Here is a 20,910-nt window from a genome sequence, read left to right on the forward strand (position 1 = left end):
AGTATGAATCATTGATTGATCGAGATTCCACTTCAACTGATATCAACATGAACCAATCCGATAGAAAGCGGATATTAAGTGGTAAGCGACATCATAGCAGGCTAAAATAGCCTTAGTTTTTATAAGAGGATAATGAGATGACCAATCAATGCTACGTAGAAGATGAAGTATGTGAAGCCTGTGGTGTTGCCGGAGAAATGGGATTTATCATTAAAGAAGGTGACGAAGTTGCCGAAGTCACCATTTTTGCGACCGAACAAGATTTACTTCAACAAGAGTTTGATAAATACCTACAACTCGCTCAACAAGTGTGTGCCAACGTTGAATATCAAATTCTTCCTACTCAAGAAGCCAATAAACTGCATGCTCAATTCAAATTTGAAGTCAGTGCGGAAAAGTTGATTTTTGAGCTCAAGTCGCGTTCATTATTCCGCTAAAGTGCTCAGGTGAGCGATCACTCGCTCGCCTGATACCCGCAGCAATACAAAGAGACAACCATTCATTGAAAATCCGCAGCATTAGACCGATACTTTTACCGTGGTCACCAACACAAGGATGTCAGCCATGCGGCGCTGGTTACTGGGTGTATTGAGCTTACTATGCGCACTGCCTTTGCTCGCCATCCCTCTTGATTATTATAAAATACTCAACCATTTAGATAATTATGGCAACCTCAATTTACGCAATAAACCTTATACTGAATTGCCTAATGGCCTTGAAGTCAAAGGCAACCTTAATATTGCGCAAACCTCGATTAAACGTCTACCCCCTCAACTTCGTGTAGAAGGCAGTTTGGAAGCAAGCAATAGCCAACTGCAACGTATCCCTCGTGGAACCTTTATTCGTGGTTATGCGAATCTACTCGGCTCACAAATCACCCGTTGGCCTGCTGGCGTTAATGTCGGAGGGTACATCAATTTGACCGATACCCCGCTTGAGCAGCTACCGCCAAGGTTGGTCGTTAAGGGAGATCTAAGCGTCGTCAGAACCCCGCTAACCGAACTTCCAGAAGGCTTGGTCGTTCAAGGTGATCTGTATATTGGCGGCTCCCAGATCACCCGTTTTCCAGACACCATGACGGTCAATGGCAACATCTTTTTAGGAGGGAATCAGATTCAACAATGGCCGACCAATCTTACCTTAGGCGGAGCCGTCGCCCGATAAGGATTAGCTTGGCTGAAATGAATTAAGGTTGCTCACCTAAAATCAATTGACACAGTTGTTGATACTGTTCAACTTGACTGGCAAATAGAGTCTCAATAATTAGCGCTTCTTTTACCCCTGATAGACGGCGCTTTCGTGCCTCACGCACCAATAATGCCAAATGATACTCTTTACTGATCCCAAGATGGCTGTCTGGCGTCCATTGACTCAATACTTGGCTTAAACCGGTGAGTTTGAGTTTGGGTTCAAAGTTTTGTACTTCATACTTCAGCACTTGCAATAAATGAGGATACACTGGAGTTGTAGAGACAGGCTGTTGTAAGCGTTGTAAAATACTGCTGCTCAAGTCATTGTGTTTAATCGTTCCAGCCTGCGAAGGAAACGGACAGCGCAAGCGCACTGAAAAATCCACTCGTGTGATTTGAGTATTCGGAAAAAAAGTTAATGCACACAAGCAATCGATGGGGATCCATAATGCTTGGTGGGCTTCTATGGCGTATTCATGTTTGCCAAGTCGAAATAAGACTAAACCGTGATTCACTTGGATTAAGCTATGCTTACTCGTTCGTTTTCGCGCCGTCACTTGCAAATAAGGAAAAGTACAAGTTTCAGATTGAATCGCGTAGTTCATGGTTGGCCTCATGCATTTTAAGGGCGCTAAGAGTAACGCTTCTTGATAAAAAAGCCAACTGAACTGAACCTTATCAGACTGATTCTGGTCTGACCTTGTAAATTATGTGCTTATGATAGCTGCGAGTCACTCAGAGTATGCGTAGAATAGGCGAGCTTTTTATTTGATGTACAATACTATGACCTCAACCAACGATCCTTATTTAGATATACGTCCTTATAATGACGATGAAATTCCTGCGGCGCTTGACCGTTTAATCAATGATGAAGAATTTATCTCGGCGATTTTGCAGCACCGTTTTGCTCACCAACCTGCTTGGCTCAGACCACTATTGAGCCCTATCGTAAAAATCTATTTGAAATTTAAGTGGGCCAAACTGACTTCGGTTGAAGCCATTCAGCTAGAGGTAAAGAAATATCTCGATCAAACCTTGGAACATACCACCAATGGCGTTACTTATAGTGGGCTTGATCAATTAGATAAAAATCGCTCTTACCTTTTTATCTCTAATCATCGCGATATCGCCATGGATCCTGCGTTAGTTAATTATGGTCTGCATAAAAGCGGCCATCGAACGGTACGCATTGCGATTGGCGATAACTTATTGAAGAAACCCTGTGCCACGGAATTAATGCGTCTGAATAAAAGCTTTATCGTGCAACGTTCTGCTAAAGGACCGCGCGAAATGATGAAGATGCTCGGTACGCTATCAGGCTACATTAAGCACTCGCTGGAGACGGGTAACTCGATCTGGATCGCTCAGAAAGAAGGACGAGCCAAAGATGGGAACGATTTTACTGATGCGGCGATTTTAAAAATGTTTCATGTCGAAGGACGTAAACAAAAAGTTGATTTTGCTGAATATATGCAATCACTTAATATTGTACCGGTATCGATTGCTTACGAAAATGACCCTTGCGACATCGCCAAAGCACGCGAACTGTATGAAAAAGCGACTCACGGCCAATACCAAAAAGCCGAATTTGAAGATATTGAAAGCATTATTCAAGGGATTGTTGGCGAAAAAGGACGAATCCATGTTGCCTTTGGTGACGTAATTAGCGAACCTTTTGCTACTCCAGAAGCCTTAGCCGATGAAATTGATCGCCAAATTCACGCTAATTATCGTCTCTATCCAATCAACTACTTGGCGGCGAATGTCGACCACGAGGAGATACAGGATGAGCATAAAGTGCAACTGGAAGCGAAGTTAGCTCAACTCCCTGTTGATGCTCAACGTTATTTGCTCGACAGTTACGCCAATCCTGTACGCAATAAAGCTTAATTGTTGCCCACTTAATTGAGCCACTCCTGACATTTCAGGAGTGGCTTTTTCTTTTGGCCTGTCGCCGATTTATGAGCTTATTACTTCAATATCGGTTTCAGGAACACTGCAACACGCCAATACTTTACCAAGATGGCGTTCATGATCGGGCAAAGCCAATGTCTCCGGTTGTTCAACACGACCCGATTGCACCGTCACTTTACAAGCGCCACAAAAACCCGCTCGACAACTGTTGGCCACTTTTAAACCCGCTCGCTCGGCTTGCTCAAGCAACGTGGTCTGGTTATCGCCTTGAAACGCCTTTCCATCGAGTGTGATGGTGAGGGGCTGATACGCTCGATTAACCGATGGTGTCACCGTAAAGACCTCCTGGTGATAAGCCGTTTCTGGAACACCTAGCTTCAGCAACAGGTTTTTCGCTTTTTGCATAAATCCATCTGGCCCACAGACAAAAACCTGCCTCTGTATCACATTCTCTATTTTTTTGAGATGAGATAAGGATAGTCGTCCTTTTAAAGCAGGCCAATCGATAGAAGGCTGAGTCAAACTGATCATCAGCGTTAAGCCCGAATGAGCAGAGCGTAAAGCGTCTAGCTCATCACGAGCGGGAATATCGGCTTCACTACGGCATTGGTGATAAAATACAATATCTTGCATCATTTGGTGGTCCGCTAAATAACGCAGCATCGATAACATCGGCGTAATGCCACTGCCCGCAGACAAGAATAATAGCGGCTGAGATAAATGCTCATCGCGCAAATGAAAATTTCCCTCAACAGATTGGGCGACTAAACTCTCCCCCACCTGAAGATGTTCCAATAACCAATGAGACACTTGCCCACCATCGATCGCCTTAACGGAAATCGCTAAACGCCCCGGCCGAGAAGGGCTTGAAGAAAGCGTATAGCGACGATGATGCACTTTACCGTCAATAATCACTTCAATCGGTAAATGTTGGCCGGGGAAATACTCGGGGAAATCACTGCGTTGTGGCTCTAACCAAAAAGTCACAAAATTATTGGCGATAGTCTCGCGTTCAACGCAACGCATTTGATAGTGGCGCTGTCCTTGGTCAAGGTAGTGCTCTTTTTCTTTGTATTCCAAGACTTCGATCGGATCATTAACCGAGATCATTCCTTCATTTTTGGCAATCAAGTTTTGACCGAAAAACACGCCGCCGCGTTGATTGGCGCGAAATTGAGCTAAGGTTCTTAACGGTTCCGTACTGGGGCGAAACTGCCCCGTACTCATATCAACCGTAGTCAAAATACAGCGTTCACAGGGTTTGACCAGTTCAAATTCAACCTGACCAATTCTGATCCGCTTCCAGCTATCTTCGATGAAAGGCTCACCGCCAGAAACGACCAAGTTGGTTCGAAATTGCGTCATGCTATGTCGCTCTGGGCTACGGCGGTTCAACTCATCCAACGACGCTTGGCTAATTAATAACAGGGGATAACCATCAGCAAAGCTGACATTGCTGCCGACTTTCTCGCGTACTCGATTGGACTGCTCACCTGTAAAGAGTAATTCAACCCGCTGACCCAACGCAGCACTGAACCAATCATCCGCTTCGTCGGTGGTGGTATAAGCGGTAAAATTATCATCCCAGACTTGAGCCTGCGCCACTTGGCGTTTAAACGTACTATAACGCAGCGTTAAGGGCACACGACCTGGCGCAGTAAAAATCAATCCATCGGCGGTTAATGCTGAGCGAATCGCCACCATAGCTGGGTACTTTCGCGCCGTTACCATACTGCCATCCGCCAAAGCAACCATGAAACGGCGATCAAACATCAACCCTTGTTTTTCAACCCAAGCCGTAGACAGCGATAAACCTGCCGTCGATTTGACGGGATAAATACTAATTTGTGAAAGCTGCACAGCCGACATGGTGATTCCTTATTGGTATTTTTATTGACGCTAAGCCTAACGGAAAAGCGAGGGAAATAAAAAGCCGAAAACAAAGAAAAAGATGATATTAAACCACTTTTCCTCTATCATCCTGTCGCCTAAACGGAAGCGTTTGCGTCATAAGTACGTGAACATGGTTTAGGCTCCAATCATTCAACTTTTCCATGGTGGGAGCAATTCATGACAACCTTTACCCTGACTCGTCCCGACGACTGGCATGTTCATCTACGCGATGGTGATGTTTTACAAGATACGGTTCGAGACATTAGCCGCTATAACGGACGTGCACTGATCATGCCCAACACCGTCCCACCAGTCACCACGACTGATATGGCTCTTGCCTATCGTGAACGCATCTTAGCGGCTAAACCTCGCGCTCACTTTCAACCCTTAATGACTCTGTATCTCACCGACAATACTTCGCCTGATGAAATCCGTAAAGCCAAAGCATCCGGTGCGATTGTAGCGGCGAAACTTTACCCAGCCGGTGCGACTACCAACTCTGACTCTGGTGTCACTGACCCGAAAAAAATCTACCCAGTTCTACAAGCGATGCAGCAAGAAGGATTACTGTTATTGGTGCATGGCGAAGTAACGACACAGGATGTCGATATCTTTGATCGCGAAAAGACCTTTTTAGAGACCGTATTAGCGCCTATCGTCAACGACTTCCCAAACTTAAAAATTGTCTTAGAACACATCACGACCGCAGAAGCCGTCGCCTTTGTCAAACAAGCTGGGGAGAATGTCGCCGCGACGATCACCGCACATCATTTACTGTTCAATCGTAACCACATGTTAGTCGGCGGCATTCGTCCACATTTCTACTGTTTACCAATACTCAAACGAGCAACCCACCAAGACGCCCTAGTTGCCGCGGCCACCTCTGGCAATAAAAAATTCTTTTTAGGCACTGATTCCGCGCCCCATGCACAAGGCCAAAAAGAGTCCGCGTGTGGCTGCGCAGGATCATACACCGCGCACGCTGCCCTTGAGCTGTATGCCGAAGTGTTTGAGAAACAAGCTAAGCTTGAAAACCTTGCCGCATTTGCCAGTCATAATGGGCCTGATTTTTATGGCTTACCCCGTAATACGGATACTGTGACGTTAACTAAGCAAGCTTGGTCCGTGCCTAATACGATGCCGTTTGGCAACAACATGGTCGTTCCAATACGAGCTGGTGAATCTATTCACTGGACGGTGAAATAAACCGAGACACCAATTGCAGTACCCGCTTATAACGCTTAAGCTCATGACTTTTCTAACTCTCATTAGGGAAAGTCATGACTACTGCTTATCGTTACCCCATTGGCACACGCGGTCAACCATGGACCGAACAAGAACGTCAGGCTTGGCGTGCACAAACTAAGATTCAGCGCCCTTATCAAGCGGTGGTGGAGGCGATTAATGCTTTATCGGAGCAATTTTGTGTTGAGCAATACGGCGCACTGTCTTACGACCCTGAGCGATATCCGCTGCTGTGTGTTAAAACTCAGCCTTGGCATGCGGATAAACCAACCCTTTTAGTCACTGGCGGAGTACATGGTTATGAAACCAGTGGTGTTTTTGGTGCTCTGCAATTTTTAACCGAACAGGCTTACCGCTACGCGGAACAGATGAATATTGTCGTAGTTCCTTGCGTCAGTCCTTGGGGGTACGAAACGATTCAACGCTGGAACCCCAATGCGTTAGATCCTAATCGTTGTTTTTATCCAAACAGTCCAGCAGAAGAGTCGGCTTCCCTGATGGCGCTGGTCGACAAACTACCGGCGATACTTGCCCATATTGACCTGCACGAAACCACCGACAGTGATGAAAACGAATTTCGCCCCGCATTAGCGGCGCGCGACGGTGTCGATTATCAGCCGGGGCATATTCCTGATGGCTTTTATACGGTAGGAGACAGCGAGAATCCGCAGTTGGATTTTCAAGCTGCAATTATTGAGTCGGTACGCCAAGTCACTCACATCGCACCCGCCGATCAACAAGGTGAGATTATTGGCTCACCGGTTATCCAAGAAGGGGTGATTGTTTACCCAGTAAAAGAACTCGGCTTATGCGCTTCAGTCACAAATAGCCAGTACTGCTCAACCACCGAAGTGTACCCAGACAGTCCACGGGTCAATAGTGACGACTGTAATGCGGCTCAAGTGGCAGCGATCGTGGGCGCTTTAAACTATTTATACCCAAAAACTATTTATACCCAAACGACTTGAAGTTGCAGGTAAGCGGCAAGTGAGTGAATCCCCATGAGCATAGGCAAATCATGTGATTGGGGTGAACGAACGTAGCCAACACTGCTGCCACTTCAAGTCGGAAGCGGATACTGGCTTGATAAGCTTAAGACAGCAATCGGTTCTTATACTGCTCCGGCGTTTGTCCGGAGTATTTTTTAAACATACTAATAAACGGACTGGCCTGATTGTAGCCCAAGGTTAATGCTACTTCTTTGACCGATTGTCCATGACGCAATAACTCCATCGAATGCAAATAACGCACTCGCAATCGCCATTCGGTAAAACTCATGCCTAATTCTGCCTGACAATAACGGGCTAACGTTCGCTCGGTAGTATGGATACGCTGTGCCCATTGCGAAAGTGTTGTTTCATCGGTTGGATTTTCTTCAATCGCTTTGAGTATCGGCGACAAATATTTGTGATGACTAGAAGGCAGGAAATGGTGCTGCGTCTCCTGCGTGGCTAATTGATCGAGTAACACTTGTACTAAACGCTGATCTTCACGACGGGTTGCGACACTCACTGAGCGCTGACGAAAGTCATCAATGATCGCCGAAACAATCGGGGTGACTTTAATTAGACTGGTTTTTTGTGGGAAACCTTCGGTCATTTCAGTCGCAATATTTAACGAACAGTACGCTAACGGACGTCGGTTATAACTTTTATGGCGGATCCCTGCGGGTACCCAAATAGCCAGATGGGGCGGAGCCAAAAAACGTACCTCTTCTGCCTCCATCTCAAGAATACCTCCGGAAATTAACTGCACTTGCCCCCAAGCATGGCTATGCTCTCGAGTCTCCGTATTAGAAAGAAAAGCCTCAAAATTCATGAATACTGCTGATGGAGCCTGCTCAATAGACAGGGAGGGATGAAGGTTTCTGCTGCGTTGATTCAAACTTGTCTTCCTATCGCTCAAAGTGTCTTTTTAAAGATATATATAATCATAGAGACCTGTCAAACTATAGCCAACAATAACCGACTCTGAGGCAGCGATGATTTATTTTCTTCCTTTGTTTACCGTGCTGATTTGGGGTGGCAACACCATTATCAATAAGATGGCCGCCAGTACCATAGAGCCAAGCGCAATGAGCTTTTATCGCTGGTTGCTCGCGATGCTGATCTTAAGTCCTTTTTGTTTACCAACCGTTATTCGGCAGCGTCACATCATTCAACCCTATTTGCCCAAGCTCGCTGGCCTAGCATTACTGGGCATGGTGTTGAATCAATCTTTAGGCTATTACGCGGGATTAACCACCAGCGCTTCAAATATGTCACTCATCACCTCATTGGTGCCGCTATTGAGTGTGTTTATTAGCGTACCCTTGCTCAATAAACGCATTTCTGGCTTGAGTATTACTGGAGGTCTGCTGTCATTGATCGGTCTTGCATTAATGCTCGGTCAAGGCGATGTGTTATTTTTCCTTCATCAATCGATCACTCCCGGAGACGGTTTAATGGTCTTGGCGGCGCTGGTGTATGCTTTGTATTGCGTACTGCTCAAACGCTGGAAGATGCCACTAAGTAGCTGGACGATCATCTACTTACAAGGCGTATTAGCCGTATTCATGCTGATTCCATTATGGTTGACCAGCGAACAACTTCTGCCTACCGAAGGGTCATTGCCACTCATCGCTTACGCTGGTATTGCCGCCTCACTGCTTGCGCCATGGATGTGGGTAAAATCGATTGATGCCATTGGTGCCGATTCATCGGCGATGTTTATGAATTTATTGCCAGTGGTCGCAGTGACATTAGCTGCCACCTTGTTGGGGGAATACATTCATCAGTATCACTTCATCGGCGGTTTAATGGTCATTAGCGGAGTCATTTTATCCCAAGTGCGCATTCGACGTCGTTCGACGTTAGAACCGATAGAAAAAGCCTCAACACCATAAATCACAGCCAACGGCTTGCTCAACGAACGTTGGTCGATGGAACCAATAATCATGTTCGTTTTGTGTGAAACGAAGCTTAAAACGAACCAAAAACATGAATAATTTGCTCTCGTTGATTGAATTTAGTCCATTAAACCGTACACTTAGCGCACTTCAACGTATAAGGATAGGCCTGTGAAAGCGGTTAAACGTCATCAAGAAATCATTGAACTGGTGCAAACTCAAGGGTTTGTAAGTACGGAAGAACTGGTCGAACGATTTAATGTGAGCCCGCAAACCATTCGTCGCGATCTTAATGAATTAGCCGATGCTAACCAACTCCGTCGTAATCATGGCGGAGCCACCATCGCCACCAGTTCGGAAAACTCCTCCTATCATACTCGTCAGATAACCTCGCAAGCGGAAAAAGAAAAAATCGCCGCGGCTTTAGTCAAACATATCCCTGATGGTGCAACGCTGTTTATTGATATTGGTACCACGCCAGAAGCGATTGCTCGCGCCTTGATGTTAGAGCACCACCACTTACGCGTTGTCACCAACAACATTAATGTGGCGACCATTTTGATGAGCAAGCCTGATTTCAATATTATTCTGGCAGGCGGTGAAGTGCGAAATAAAGACGGTGGTGTGACCGGAGAAGCCACTCTCGACTTTATCTCTCAATTTCGGCTCGATTTCGGTATTCTGGGGATCAGTGGTATCGACTACGATGGTTCGTTGCTCGATTTCGATTATCATGAAGTACGAGTCAAACGCGCGATCATCGAAAACAGTCGTTGCGTCTATTTAGGCGTTGATCACAGCAAGTTTGGACGTAACGCTATGGTCAAATTAGGCACACTCGCCGATATTGATCTGATCATCACCGATCAAGCGCCGCCAAAGGAAATTGAACATTTTGCCAAAGAACACGAAGTGACTATCCAAGTTACGCTCTAAGGGGTTAAACAGTCCGGTTATCGCCAACAGCTGGGAATGGCGGATCAGTGAAAAATGAGTGAGAGTCAAAATAGGCTCTCACCATGGCGATATGCACAGATAAACGATGCCATTAGGATAATCGAATATTAACTCTACCGCAGTAACAAAGGGATAACACCATAAGGATAATTGCGGACATTATCTCTATTTAAGTATATTATCAGTTCAGTTAGCGCCTTTGTTGTCAATGGTCATTTATGCAAAAAATTCTGCGCCTGATCCAAGAAAATCCTTTTATTGATAGTTTTCAAGCTCTGCAATCTACGTTGGCTAAGATGAATCATCTCATTGAGCACGAATACTTTTTATTTGGCCTTTCTTTACAGACGACATTAACCAGTAACGACACCCTCATCGCCGATAATTACCCTCTCGCTTGGCGTCAACAGTACGACGAATCCCAATTTATGTTGATTGACCCGATTGTTCGCTACAGCATGACTAACTTTTTACCGATCCGCTGGTCGGAGATTCGCGCACATCATCAAGATAGCCAGATCATTTTTGAAGAAGCTCGCCTTAATGGCTTAAAAGAGGGATTCTCGATTCCAGTGCACGGATTAAGAGGCGAATTCGGGATGCTCAGTTTCGCGACCTCAGACACACGTCATTACGACCTTAATCTTCCGGCTATTCAGGCCTCGCAACTGCTTGTCCCCTTATTGGCACAAAACATAGACAATATTGTCCGCTGCCACCGTGAGGCAAAGCCCAGAGCAGAGTTAACCTGTCGTGAAGGACAATGTTTAAGTTGGGCAGCGGAGGGAAAAAGCGCTTGGGAAATTGCGCAAATTATTAATACCTCAGAGCGAACGGTGAAATTTCATCTCTCTAACGCTTGTAAAAAGCTTGGTGCGACGAATCGCTACCAAGCGATTACCAAAGCGATTTTAGGCGGTTATATTAACCCTTATTTATAATGTTAAGCGCCGACACTCTCTCGGTACCGCTCATTCATTGGGATAGATAACGCCACAGATCGTGTTGACCCGAGTACATGCACTTGTTGATTGCCTAACCTTTCACAAGGGATCCCTAAGCGTTGAATGAGTTTTTCGACACCAACCGACGTTACGGTTACATAACGCGTAATACGCTGCTGTTGCGCATGATGATAAAGCGATTGAAACATCTTCATCGTCACGTTACTCACCCCGCCAGCCAGTGCTGAAAAATCTTTATCCACCGCAAAACGACTCAATTCATACACCTGCGAATCTCGCGGTGCAGTCATCGCCCCAAGTAACTCTGGGAAAGTGTTTTTTAACATATAATCCGAGGTCGTCGGTAAAATTCGCCAACAGCCCACGACCTGTCCCTGTTCTCCCTTGGCATATAAGTAATGCGCTTGGGGTATATCATACTCATCGCTTTCTAAGCCCCCTGCGGTTTTTAACTGCCAATTAAGACGCTGATAAAAAACCTTATAACGTAAGCCTAATAATGCAGCATAGTCTTGCTCAGGTAATGTCGTGAATGAATGACTGTAAATAGAAATGGCCATGAGACTTCTCCTTTGGTTAATGGAGAAATCACGCTATACAAACTTGACGCACAAGAAACCTGTTCGATCGAACAGTTACATCACTCACCTTGATGCTCTATGATCAAATCAGCTGAATTACTAACAATCAGTTGGCAAATTGATTAGGTACATACTTCAAAAAATTTAATTCGTACCGTGTAAAAGCCCCTCTTTTTAGAGGGGTTTTTTATTACACCCGAGAGATGCATCCGTTGATCCATTGATACTCCACTGAATGGAATTGCAACCAAACGCGCATCACAACGCTTAGAGCATCAACTATTTACCTTATCTGCATAACGACAACTTCACAAAGCCAAATGACGTTAAGATACGCTTTGCTTGATCTATAGTAATCTTATCGAGATAGCGATAGTCACATTAAGGAATGTATACATGAGTTTTGGCAAACGAGAGATAACCCTACGCTTTTTAGCAGAACCTGGCGATGTTAACTTTGGCGGTAAAGTTCACGGAGGCGCGGTCATGAAATGGATCGACCTTGCCGCTTATGCGTGCGCTGCTGGCTGGAGTGGTAAATATTGTATTACCGCTTATGCCGGTGGCATTCGTTTTGTTGCCCCAATCCATGTGGGCAACTTGGTCGAAGTCAACGCTAAAGTCATCTACACAGGCAAAACCTCTATGCATGTCGCGATCGATGTGCAAGCCAGCGAGCCGACCGCACTAAACAATCGCCTCACAACACATTGCATTGTGATTATGGTCGCCGTCGACGAACAAGGTAAACCGACCCCAGTACCAGAATGGCAACCCACCTCAGCTGAAGACATCGCTTTACGTGAGTCGGCGATACGTTTAATGAACATGCGTACCGAAATTGGCGAAGAGATGGAAGCTCACGTCAAATACCTCAAACCCAAAACCTAAGCTTGACTCTAATGGTAAAAAAGATAGCTAATACTTCATGCGTTGTCGTATGCCCAAGCACCTTAGTGTTGTAGGTAGATGGTGGGCATTCATCTATCAGCATCGATAATCATCTGATTGGGACGGAGGAATACTGCCGAGTTATCGATCATTACGCACCACGGCAGCTGCAAATAGAGGGGAGATAAACGTGGCTTGAACACTCCGCTCGCACTGTCTACAATAGCGCACTTTTTCGTAACTTCAGGTCACATATGATGAATGACACAACCGCAAAACCAGCCTTACCCGATCGTCTAGCCAGTAATTCTCGTAGCCCTTTCTTTGTCGCAGAATGCTTTGATCATGCGATTGGCATTCGCTTTAACGGCAAAGAACGCGGTGATGTAGAAGAATACTGTATCAGTGAAGGCTGGATTAAAATTCCTTCTCCTAAAGCGAAAGATCGTTACGGTAATCCAATGCTGATTCAACTCAAAGGTACAGTAGAAGCGTATTACGTATAATACTCCCGCTATTTATGCGTTAAGAAAGGCAACATTGATCCCGATGAATTCGAATCGGGATCAATGGGCCTAATATGCATGGATAAACCAGAGAAGAAAATAAAGGCAATCTTATGAATCCAATTATAGCCCTCTTAAAAGAGCACGCGATCAGCGACCAACAAATCAATGACGTGTTTCAAGCACTGACACAAAACCCGCTCGCGGCAATGACCACCATCAGCCAACTGGGGTTACCTCAAGATAAATTGCAACTGTTGCTCGCTCAAGTAATGCAAAATCCAGCGTTAATTAAACAAGCCGTCGAAGAGCTTGGCTTAGATTTTTCAAAAGTCGAAGAAGCGCAAACCAAGCTTCGTAACTAAGCGCTTCATCGTCTTTTTCTCGTTCAACCTTAAACAAGGTCCTATTGCCTCTCTATACCCAAAAACTTTGAGTTGCAGGTAAGCGGCAACTGAGTCAATCCCCATGAGCATAGACAAACGATGCGATTGGGGTGAACGAACCCAGCCAACACCGCTACAGCTTCAAGTACGAAGGGGATAACAACATCTCCTGTCATTGAAACGTCATCTCGCTTTGCTTTAATTGGTCTGTAGCACCGATAATACCCGCACAACTGACGCCAATCTCATGCAATCATAAAGCGGCCAAACTGGGCAGAGTCCGTGTTCTACCCCGTGGGATGAACATACTCTTATCCCCGATTGAGGTTAAATAATAACAACGAGAAAAACCATGTCCTTAACACTCGATAAAATTACGCTCAGTGAATCGACCCTACTCGATGCAAAAACCGTTGAATATCAATGGGTTCGTTCGTTATATGTCGAAGGCTACTCTGCCGATGAGATTAACCATTACATCAAAGCCTGCTTTGGCGGCGATGACACCTTTGCCGATCTGTTTCGAAAGGTGGCTCTAAAGCAAGAAAGCTTATATGTCCTTTTGCAGTACATGAGCTGCGCTCCCTCGACTCGAGAGCTGTAACCCGCGATACAAAATCTTCGATCTGCCTCGCATCCAAATGGCATTCTGCTGTTTGTTCTCTGCTTATTGTTTATCATCTTCAACCGTAGCGAACTCGGCAAACGTCAGGCATAAAAAAACCTGAGTTAAACTCAGGTTTCGGTTACAAAAACTGTTAGTCATGAAGCTAGTAAGGAATAGAGCTAACAGCCAGCTATGCGTAACGCCAGAACTCATATCGAACTCAACTGATCGGCGGCCAAACCAAAAGTGTTGAGTCGATACAAAATGGGCGACCTGATGGTCGCCCTTATTATTGTTATCCTTTCACACCGCCAGCGGTTAGGCCTCCAACGAGCCAGCGCTGTGCAATTAAAAAGACCGCAGTAATAGGTAATGCTGACAATACCGCCGCCGCAGCGAAATTACCCCACAAATAGTTTTGCGGATAAAGGTATTGTTGCATTCCAACAGCCAACGTATAAGAGTTTACATCAGATAGTAATAAAGATGCTATCGGAACTTCACCAACTACCATGATGAAAGATAAAATAAACACCACGGCTAAAATTGGCACCGACAATGGCAGTAAAACCAATCTAAACGCTTGCCAAGGTGTCGCACCATCAAGGGCCGCGGCCTCTTCTAACGAACTATCGATACTTTCAAAGTAACCTTTAATCGTCCAAACATGCAGTGCAATACCGCCTAAATAAGCAAAGATTAAACCACCATGCGTGTTAAGCCCTAAGAAAGGAATGTATTGACCTAATTTATCAAACAACGCGTAAATGGCGACCAAAGCCAATACCGCAGGAAACATTTGAAAAATCATCATCGCTTTTAAGATGGTTTCTTTGCCCTTAAAACGCATCCGCGCAAACGCATAAGCCGATGTTGTCGACAGAGCCACAATAAACACCGAGCTGATTACCCCAACTTTAACCGAGTTCCACAACCAAGTCAGCACTGGGAAAGGCGGCGGGATCACCGTGCCGTCGGCGTGCGTAACCGTCATACCTAATGCCAATTTCCAGTGCTCAAGTGACGGCCGATCGGGGATAAGGCTGCCCGTCGCAAAGTTACCTTCACGAAATGAGATAGCAATAACCATCAATAATGGGAAAATAATCAGTGATAAAAATGCCCATAACGCGATGTGTGAGGCCCAAACTCGATATTTGAGCGACTTTCCTTGAACCATAGCCATATTCTTCGCTCCTATTTAGTTTCTGATACTTTGGCAAAACGTAAGTTGAACAGCGCTAACGCTCCCACTAACAAGAAGATTAAGGTCGCAATCGCACTAGCCAGACCAAAGTCTTGACCGCCCGCACCTTCAAACGCGATACGATAGGTATAGCTCACCAGCAGATCGGTATAACCAGCAGGTTCCGATGTGCCAATCATGTTAGGGCCACCCTGAGTTAATAACTGAATCATCACAAAGTTATTAAAGTTGAAAGCAAAGCTCGCGATCAGTAATGGGGTTAATGGCTTAATCATCAAAGGCAAAGTAATGCGAGTAAAATTGTGTATGAAGTTTGCACCATCAATCGCCGAAGCTTCATAAAGATCATCGGGAATCGCTTTTAGTAGACCCATACATAAAATCATCATGTAAGGGAAACCCAACCAAGTGTTAACAATCAACACCATGGTTTTCGCCAAGAAAGGATCCGAGAACCAAGCTGGGCTTATGCCAAAAATGGCTTGTAGCATCATGTTTATTTCACCAAAACTTTGGTTAAATAACCCTTTAAAAATCAGGATAGAAATAAACGCAGGGACAGCATAAGGCAAGATTAACAGCACCCGATACACCGCACGACCTTTTAACGACTCCCACTGTACCAAGCTCGCCAATATCAAACCAATCACCAAAGTAAAAGCGACGGATAAAACCGAGAAGACAATCGTCCAGATAAAGATGCTGATGAATGGCTCTTTAATACCATCATCTTTCCATACTCGCTCAAAGTTATGCGTACCAATTGACACGATAAATCCGGGAGACACTGTCGGACCGACAAACTCACCTTGTTCGTCTATCACCTGATAAAAGCCGATCTCCATGTTCGGACGTAACCATTCACCGGTTCGATTATTGAATAGCGTCTTACCATCTTCTTGCACCGTGTAAAGAGGGACTACACCGGCAAATTGGCGTAAGCCACTCATCCGAATATCAATGCCTGATGGGAAGTGCAAATCAATCCCCGATAAGGTACTGCGATAGCCAACAATGGTGCGTACCGGTTCAGGCTCACCCAGTGGGCTATCAAGCGGAGCAAGATACAAATCAGCAGGGACAGAACCTGTCAGAGGGAAACTTTCAGTAATATACCACTCATCACCGTCTTGCACAGCGATACGATAGCCATCATCCGCCTTGTGCAGTGTAAAAGGATAGCTATCGCCACTTTGATAAGTACGATTTAATAACACCGTCTGCGCTCGCTCAAAGGAGAGCTGATTTTTAGCGCTGTAGTTGGTAAATGCTAAATTGACGGTATAAGCAAGAGGAAAAAGGATAAACAGGATCATCCCTGCTACCCCTGGATAAATATAACGATGAGCGTAGGTCTTCTTACTACCAAAAATATACAAAGCTAAAACAGTAAGAACCAGAGTAAGCATAGCGAATGCCAGCTCACCGCGAGAATACATTAAAATCGTTGTATAGCCATTCACGATACCTACTGCGCTTAAAACGGCCCATTTAAGGATTGAGCCTTTGCTGATTGATCGTATTTTGGCTGAAACTGATATCGCCTCTGTACCTTGAATTGACTGCATATAACAACCTGCTAGCGAAATGAAAACTGAGAAAATAAGGAGAGGTTACCCTCTCCTCAAAAAGTACTATCGAATAAAATTATCGCGTCATTTGTCTTTCTGCATCCGCCAAAGCGGCATCAACGGTTTGACGTCCATCAACGATATTGATGATAGCGCTCTTCGCCGCTCCCCAGAAAGCGTTCATCTGTGGGATGTTTGGCATCACTTCACCGTTCAGTGCGTTATCCATCGTTGCTGCGATACGAGCATCAGAATCGAGTTCACTTTGGAAAGAGTTCAACGCAACAGCACCCAATGGTTTATCGTTATCCACCATACGTAAACCTTCGTTGGTCAGCAGGTAGTTTTCCAAAAACTCCACGGCAAGATCACGGTTAGGTGAAGCGGTGCTGATCCCAGCGGTTAATACGCCAACAAATGGTTTTGAGGCTTGACCATTAAATCTTGGTAGCGTGGTCACACCATAATTGATGCCTGAACGCTCAATGTTATTCCAAGACCAAGGACCATTAATGGTCATCGCGGTATTACCTTGGTTAAAGGCCGCTTCCGACACCGAATAATCCATATCGGCAGAGATGACGCCTTTATCGACCAAACCTTTTACAAAGTTCATCGCATCTTTAACGCCTTTATTGGCAATGCCAGCGTCTTTAATATCGTAACCGCCGCCAGTGTATTTAAAGGCATAGCCACCATCAGCAGCCATCAGTGGCCAAGTGAAGTAAGGTTCTTTTAAGTTCCACATAATCGCAGATTTACCTTGCTTCTTGAGTTTTGCATCAAGCTCAGCCACTTCTTCCCAGTTTTTTGGCGGGTTAGGAACTAAATCTTTGTTATAAATCAGCGAGAGAGATTCAACCGCAATGGGGTAACCAATCAGTTTGCCATCATAGCGAACGGCATCCCATGCAAAATCAACAATACCGTCTTTAATGCGTTGTGAAGGTTTGATTTCTGCTAATAAACCCGCTTCGGCATAACCACCAAATCGGTCATGCGCCCAAAACACAATATCAGGACCATCACCCGTTGCTGCCGTTTGCGGGAAACGGTCTTGCAAACCATCAGGGTGAGCAACGGTAACTTTAATCCCCGTGTCGGCTTCAAATTTCTTACCAACTTCAGCTAGGCCGTTATAACCTTTATCACCGTTGATCCAGATTGTGAGTTGTCCTTCTTGAATAGCAGCATTTGCACCAAATGAGCCAAGCGCAACCAAAGTGCTTAGCGCGACAGTGCTTAGGGCATTTTTCATCTTCATATCCTTGTTATTTGTGTTGTAGGGCGAACACCGATTGAGGTTTTGCCGTATTTCGCCATCTATCATCAGCAAAAAACGGGGGTGACTCATCCTCCTACTCCCTACGCCCTAGCCATTATGGCCTAGTTTCGTGATCTACATCGTCACAGGTTAGCGATCATAGTCACAAAAAAAGCGTTGACTGTGATGAAGTTCAACTTCATGACAATCAATAATTTGAACTGGATCTATATGATGGTTTTATCCCCTCCTCCGCCTCATCCTTGGCTACTCCCCCTATAAAAAAAAGCAACGGGAGGATGTGAGCAACCACATCATCAAGGAAACTAAGCACATCCAAGAGTGGATGGTAAGAACCCTTTCCAGTATCTATTGCAGTGCTGGCTTGCATTGCCGAATGGGTTTGCTGTCATCACTTGAGCGTTCGTGGTAATTATTGTACGGGGGAGACGTTCGAGCATGGCGGGGGAAGCAAACTGATTCTTGGCTTTGATGGGTGATGTTTTCTACAAGTCAGTGACGTTGTAGGCATCACCCTTTCTTTTCTTACTGATGAAATGAGAGGTAACGCAGCATCGCTGCAGAATCATCGGCATTCACCATGAAAAATGATTCACCTTAATGTATTCCTACTGTTATTGCCTGCAAGATAATTCATATAATGATAGGCAGTAATCATTAAAAAATCTTGATCGAGGACGAGCTACATGGCGAGTGTCACGTTAAAAAATGTATGTAAAGCTTATGGTGATGTATTGATTTCTAAAAATGTTGATTTAGAAATCCCAGAAGGCGAATTTGTCGTTTTCGTAGGTCCATCAGGTTGTGGCAAATCCACCTTATTACGCTGTATTGCTGGCCTTGAGGAGATCACCTCTGGTGACCTTTACATCGGCGATCAACGCATGAACGATGTCGAACCGTCAAAACGTGGCGTCGGCATGGTATTTCAATCGTATGCCCTTTATCCGCATCTCAATTTATACGACAACATGTCGTTTGGCCTCAAACTAGCCAAAGCCAGTAAAGCGGACATTAGCCAACGAGTAGAAAAAGTGGCTGATATCCTGCAACTAAGCCATCTATTAGACCGTCAACCTAAAGCACTGTCTGGCGGTCAACGTCAGCGGGTCGCGATTGGGCGGACCCTAGTTTCTCAACCCGATGTGTTCTTACTCGATGAACCACTGTCTAACCTAGATGCAGCGTTGCGTGTACAAATGCGCTCTGAAATTACCAAGCTACAGCGCAAACTCGGTTGCACGATGATCTACGTAACCCATGACCAGGTCGAAGCGATGACCATGGCCGATAAAATCGTCGTTCTCGATGCTGGTTTTGTTTCGCAAGTCGGTAAACCGCTTGAGCTCTATCACTACCCGAAAAACCGCTTTGTCGCTGGATTCATTGGCTCGCCAAAAATGAACTTTATGAGTGTCACGATTGAAGAAGCAGAGAAAGAGCGCGTAAAAGTCAAACTGTCTAACGGTTTCTCTTTCTGGATCCCTGTTGATGGTACCACCGTCACCGCCGGTGCTCGTATGTCACTCGGTGTACGTCCTGAGCACTTACTCTTACCAGAAGATGGCGATGCGCCCATCGATGGCAAAGTGATGATTGTTGAAAAACTCGGCAATGAAACCCAAGTGTATATGAATGTGAAAGGCTCAGACTCTGACATCATCTACCGCCAGCCAGACACGCTCGATATCGAAGTCGGGGATACGCTCACCATTGGTTTGCCCGCTCATCGCTGCCATTTATTCCACAGTGACGGCCGTGCATGTCAACGCTTACATCAAGAAAAAGGCGTTGTGATTGAGCGTTAAGTCTCGTCCTTGCAGACAACGGTCTGAAACCGTTGTCTGCGGTATTCAAAGTAACTTAATTTTCCAATATTAAGCTTCGTTTTCGTCCCCATAGCTTCGGCTTTTTGACGACAAAGTACACCGCTAACGCGGTTAATATAAAACCTAATATCCCCAATCCATCCAATGATTCATCAAACGCAAACCATGCCTGAATCGCCGTCGTCGGCGGAACCAAATAAAAAATAGAGGCCACATTGGATGAAGCACCATGCTCGACCATGTACAGCAAAAGTAAAACGGCAACACATGATAAAACAACGACTAACCAAACCATGGTCAACACAAACGTCGTCGTCCATTGAATACTCATACTTTCAACCTTAAGCGCAAGAGGAATAAATAGTATGGAAGCCGCCATGTATTGCACCAAGGTTCCCCCCAATAGATCACTCTGTTGACAAAATCTTTTCTGGTACAAAGTGCCAACGGTGATGCCAAACAAAGAGAGAAGACACATTCCTACCGCTGCCCATTGCTTCTCTTCTGATTGCCACTCAAGGTTACCAAGCAAAACCAAGCTGATACCGACAAATCCTATCCCCAGCCCAATCCATTGACTAACAGTAAAACGTTGTGGCGTCATGATAACCAACAGCAAAACAGTCATCACAGGTTGAGTACCGACCAACAATGAGGTTAACCCTGCCGGCATCCCCCAATAAATCGCCTGATAAGTTCCGCCCAAATACAACCCATGAATCAGTAAACCAGCAACACTTGCGTGCCATAGTGCTTTCCCTTTTGGGATAGATTGCCGTTTAAAAAGAGCCAGCAAACCTCCGAATAAAAGTACCGTTAACAGCATACGCAAGCTGAGCAATGTCATAGGTTCAGCATAAGTCAGCCCATAACGAGCACCCACGAAGCCTGAAGACCATAATATGACAAACAGAAAAGGGATCATTTTAATGAACATAGAAAATCTCTCGCCATGAGGATAACAATTACGCTACTTTAATTAGGTACAGAAAAACA

The 20,910-nt window shown here is 45.2% G+C and carries 21 protein-coding genes; 13 read left to right on the forward strand and 8 right to left on the reverse strand.

All coding sequences use genetic code 11. The features are described 5' to 3' along the window. The first annotated feature begins 137 nt into the window (after positions 1-137). Together FKQ60_RS09030 and FKQ60_RS09035 are read left to right on the forward strand one after the other, a co-directional pair. Positions 138-437, forward strand: a complete 300-nt coding sequence (locus FKQ60_RS09030) for a YfcZ/YiiS family protein (protein WP_004396702.1) — start codon at positions 138-140, stop codon at positions 435-437. Between the two features lie 127 nt (positions 438-564). Then, on the forward strand, positions 565-1,164 hold the full coding sequence (locus FKQ60_RS09035) for a hypothetical protein (RefSeq protein ID WP_004396703.1): 600 nt from the start codon (positions 565-567) through the stop codon (positions 1,162-1,164). A gap of 22 nt (positions 1,165-1,186) precedes the next feature. On the opposite strand, the gene FKQ60_RS09040 is transcribed toward FKQ60_RS09035, so the two are convergent. After that, positions 1,187-1,795, reverse strand: a complete 609-nt coding sequence (locus FKQ60_RS09040) for an AraC family transcriptional regulator (protein ID WP_170904476.1) — start codon at positions 1,793-1,795, stop codon at positions 1,187-1,189. 178 nt (positions 1,796-1,973) lie between these two features. Here FKQ60_RS09040 and FKQ60_RS09045 point away from each other — a divergent pair, with 178 nt between their 5' ends. Continuing rightward, positions 1,974-3,080 carry a 1-acyl-sn-glycerol-3-phosphate acyltransferase gene (locus FKQ60_RS09045; protein WP_170906328.1) on the forward strand — a complete coding sequence of 369 codons (1,107 nt, stop codon included), beginning with the start codon at positions 1,974-1,976 and terminating at the stop codon, positions 3,078-3,080. A gap of 69 nt (positions 3,081-3,149) precedes the next feature. Here the strand turns inward: FKQ60_RS09045 and FKQ60_RS09050 are convergent, their stop codons facing one another. After that, positions 3,150-4,973 carry a hybrid-cluster NAD(P)-dependent oxidoreductase gene (locus FKQ60_RS09050; protein WP_170906329.1) on the reverse strand — a complete coding sequence of 608 codons (1,824 nt, stop codon included), beginning with the start codon at positions 4,971-4,973 and terminating at the stop codon, positions 3,150-3,152. A 201-nt stretch (positions 4,974-5,174) separates the two neighbouring features. On the opposite strand from FKQ60_RS09050, the gene pyrC reads away from it, so the two are divergent. Together pyrC and FKQ60_RS09060 are read left to right on the forward strand one after the other, a co-directional pair. Then, complete coding sequence (gene pyrC, locus FKQ60_RS09055; protein WP_004396707.1) at positions 5,175-6,203, forward strand: dihydroorotase; 1,029 nt, start codon at positions 5,175-5,177, stop codon at positions 6,201-6,203. 74 nt (positions 6,204-6,277) lie between these two features. Continuing rightward, entirely contained in the window at positions 6,278-7,210 is a 933-nt protein-coding gene (locus tag FKQ60_RS09060; RefSeq protein ID WP_158137221.1) for a M14 family metallocarboxypeptidase, read from the forward strand. Between the two features lie 124 nt (positions 7,211-7,334). Here FKQ60_RS09060 and FKQ60_RS09065 read toward each other — a convergent pair whose 3' ends face one another. Continuing rightward, on the reverse strand, positions 7,335-8,126 hold the full coding sequence (locus FKQ60_RS09065) for a helix-turn-helix transcriptional regulator (protein ID WP_004396709.1): 792 nt from the start codon (positions 8,124-8,126) through the stop codon (positions 7,335-7,337). Between the two features lie 97 nt (positions 8,127-8,223). Between FKQ60_RS09065 and FKQ60_RS09070 the strand changes: the two genes are divergently transcribed. From FKQ60_RS09070 to FKQ60_RS09080, 3 genes are all read left to right on the forward strand, one after another. Further along, complete coding sequence (locus FKQ60_RS09070) at positions 8,224-9,126, forward strand: DMT family transporter (protein WP_158137220.1); 903 nt, start codon at positions 8,224-8,226, stop codon at positions 9,124-9,126. Positions 9,127-9,300: 174 nt separating this feature from the next. Beyond that, on the forward strand, positions 9,301-10,065 hold the full coding sequence (locus FKQ60_RS09075) for a DeoR/GlpR family transcriptional regulator (protein ID WP_158137219.1): 765 nt from the start codon (positions 9,301-9,303) through the stop codon (positions 10,063-10,065). 239 nt (positions 10,066-10,304) lie between these two features. After that, positions 10,305-11,027, forward strand: a complete 723-nt coding sequence (locus FKQ60_RS09080; RefSeq protein ID WP_154170757.1) for a LuxR family transcriptional regulator — start codon at positions 10,305-10,307, stop codon at positions 11,025-11,027. Between the two features lie 2 nt (positions 11,028-11,029). Here the strand turns inward: FKQ60_RS09080 and FKQ60_RS09085 are convergent, their stop codons facing one another. Beyond that, positions 11,030-11,611 carry an acyl-homoserine-lactone synthase gene (locus FKQ60_RS09085; RefSeq protein ID WP_158145321.1) on the reverse strand — a complete coding sequence of 194 codons (582 nt, stop codon included), beginning with the start codon at positions 11,609-11,611 and terminating at the stop codon, positions 11,030-11,032. A gap of 417 nt (positions 11,612-12,028) precedes the next feature. On the opposite strand from FKQ60_RS09085, the gene FKQ60_RS09090 reads away from it, so the two are divergent. From FKQ60_RS09090 to FKQ60_RS09105, 4 genes are all read left to right on the forward strand, one after another. Beyond that, the gene (locus FKQ60_RS09090) at positions 12,029-12,523 is read left to right on the forward strand and encodes an acyl-CoA thioesterase (protein WP_004396713.1); all 495 of its coding nucleotides are present in this window, start codon (positions 12,029-12,031) and stop codon (positions 12,521-12,523) included. 257 nt (positions 12,524-12,780) lie between these two features. Next, complete coding sequence (locus tag FKQ60_RS09095; protein ID WP_040905130.1) at positions 12,781-13,029, forward strand: DUF3297 family protein; 249 nt, start codon at positions 12,781-12,783, stop codon at positions 13,027-13,029. Between the two features lie 113 nt (positions 13,030-13,142). Beyond that, the gene (locus FKQ60_RS09100) at positions 13,143-13,394 is read left to right on the forward strand and encodes a DUF2999 family protein (RefSeq protein WP_154170759.1); all 252 of its coding nucleotides are present in this window, start codon (positions 13,143-13,145) and stop codon (positions 13,392-13,394) included. 373 nt (positions 13,395-13,767) lie between these two features. After that, a complete protein-coding gene (locus FKQ60_RS09105) occupies positions 13,768-14,019 on the forward strand; it encodes a hypothetical protein (RefSeq protein WP_170906330.1) in 252 nt (83 codons plus the stop codon). 298 nt (positions 14,020-14,317) lie between these two features. On the opposite strand, the gene malG is transcribed toward FKQ60_RS09105, so the two are convergent. The 3 genes from malG to malE form a co-directional block, all read right to left on the reverse strand. Next, a complete protein-coding gene (gene malG / locus FKQ60_RS09110) occupies positions 14,318-15,208 on the reverse strand; it encodes a maltose ABC transporter permease MalG (protein ID WP_004396716.1) in 891 nt (296 codons plus the stop codon). Positions 15,209-15,219: 11 nt separating this feature from the next. Further along, complete coding sequence (malF, locus tag FKQ60_RS09115) at positions 15,220-16,797, reverse strand: maltose ABC transporter permease MalF (RefSeq protein WP_161438354.1); 1,578 nt, start codon at positions 16,795-16,797, stop codon at positions 15,220-15,222. Between the two features lie 79 nt (positions 16,798-16,876). Next, positions 16,877-18,058: a maltose/maltodextrin ABC transporter substrate-binding protein MalE gene (gene malE, locus FKQ60_RS09120; RefSeq protein ID WP_004396718.1), complete on the reverse strand. Its 1,182-nt coding sequence runs from the start codon at positions 18,056-18,058 to the stop codon at positions 16,877-16,879. A 713-nt stretch (positions 18,059-18,771) separates the two neighbouring features. Between malE and malK the strand changes: the two genes are divergently transcribed. After that, positions 18,772-19,893, forward strand: a complete 1,122-nt coding sequence (malK, locus tag FKQ60_RS09125) for a maltose/maltodextrin ABC transporter ATP-binding protein MalK (protein ID WP_004396719.1) — start codon at positions 18,772-18,774, stop codon at positions 19,891-19,893. A gap of 55 nt (positions 19,894-19,948) precedes the next feature. Here the strand turns inward: malK and FKQ60_RS09130 are convergent, their stop codons facing one another. Then, positions 19,949-20,851, reverse strand: a complete 903-nt coding sequence (locus FKQ60_RS09130) for a DMT family transporter (protein ID WP_004396720.1) — start codon at positions 20,849-20,851, stop codon at positions 19,949-19,951. Positions 20,852-20,910: the final 59 nt, after the last annotated feature.

Origin of the sequence: Vibrio sp. A11 (genome assembly GCF_013048705.1) — a bacterium.
GTDB classification, from domain to species: domain Bacteria; phylum Pseudomonadota; class Gammaproteobacteria; order Enterobacterales; family Vibrionaceae; genus Vibrio; species Vibrio metschnikovii.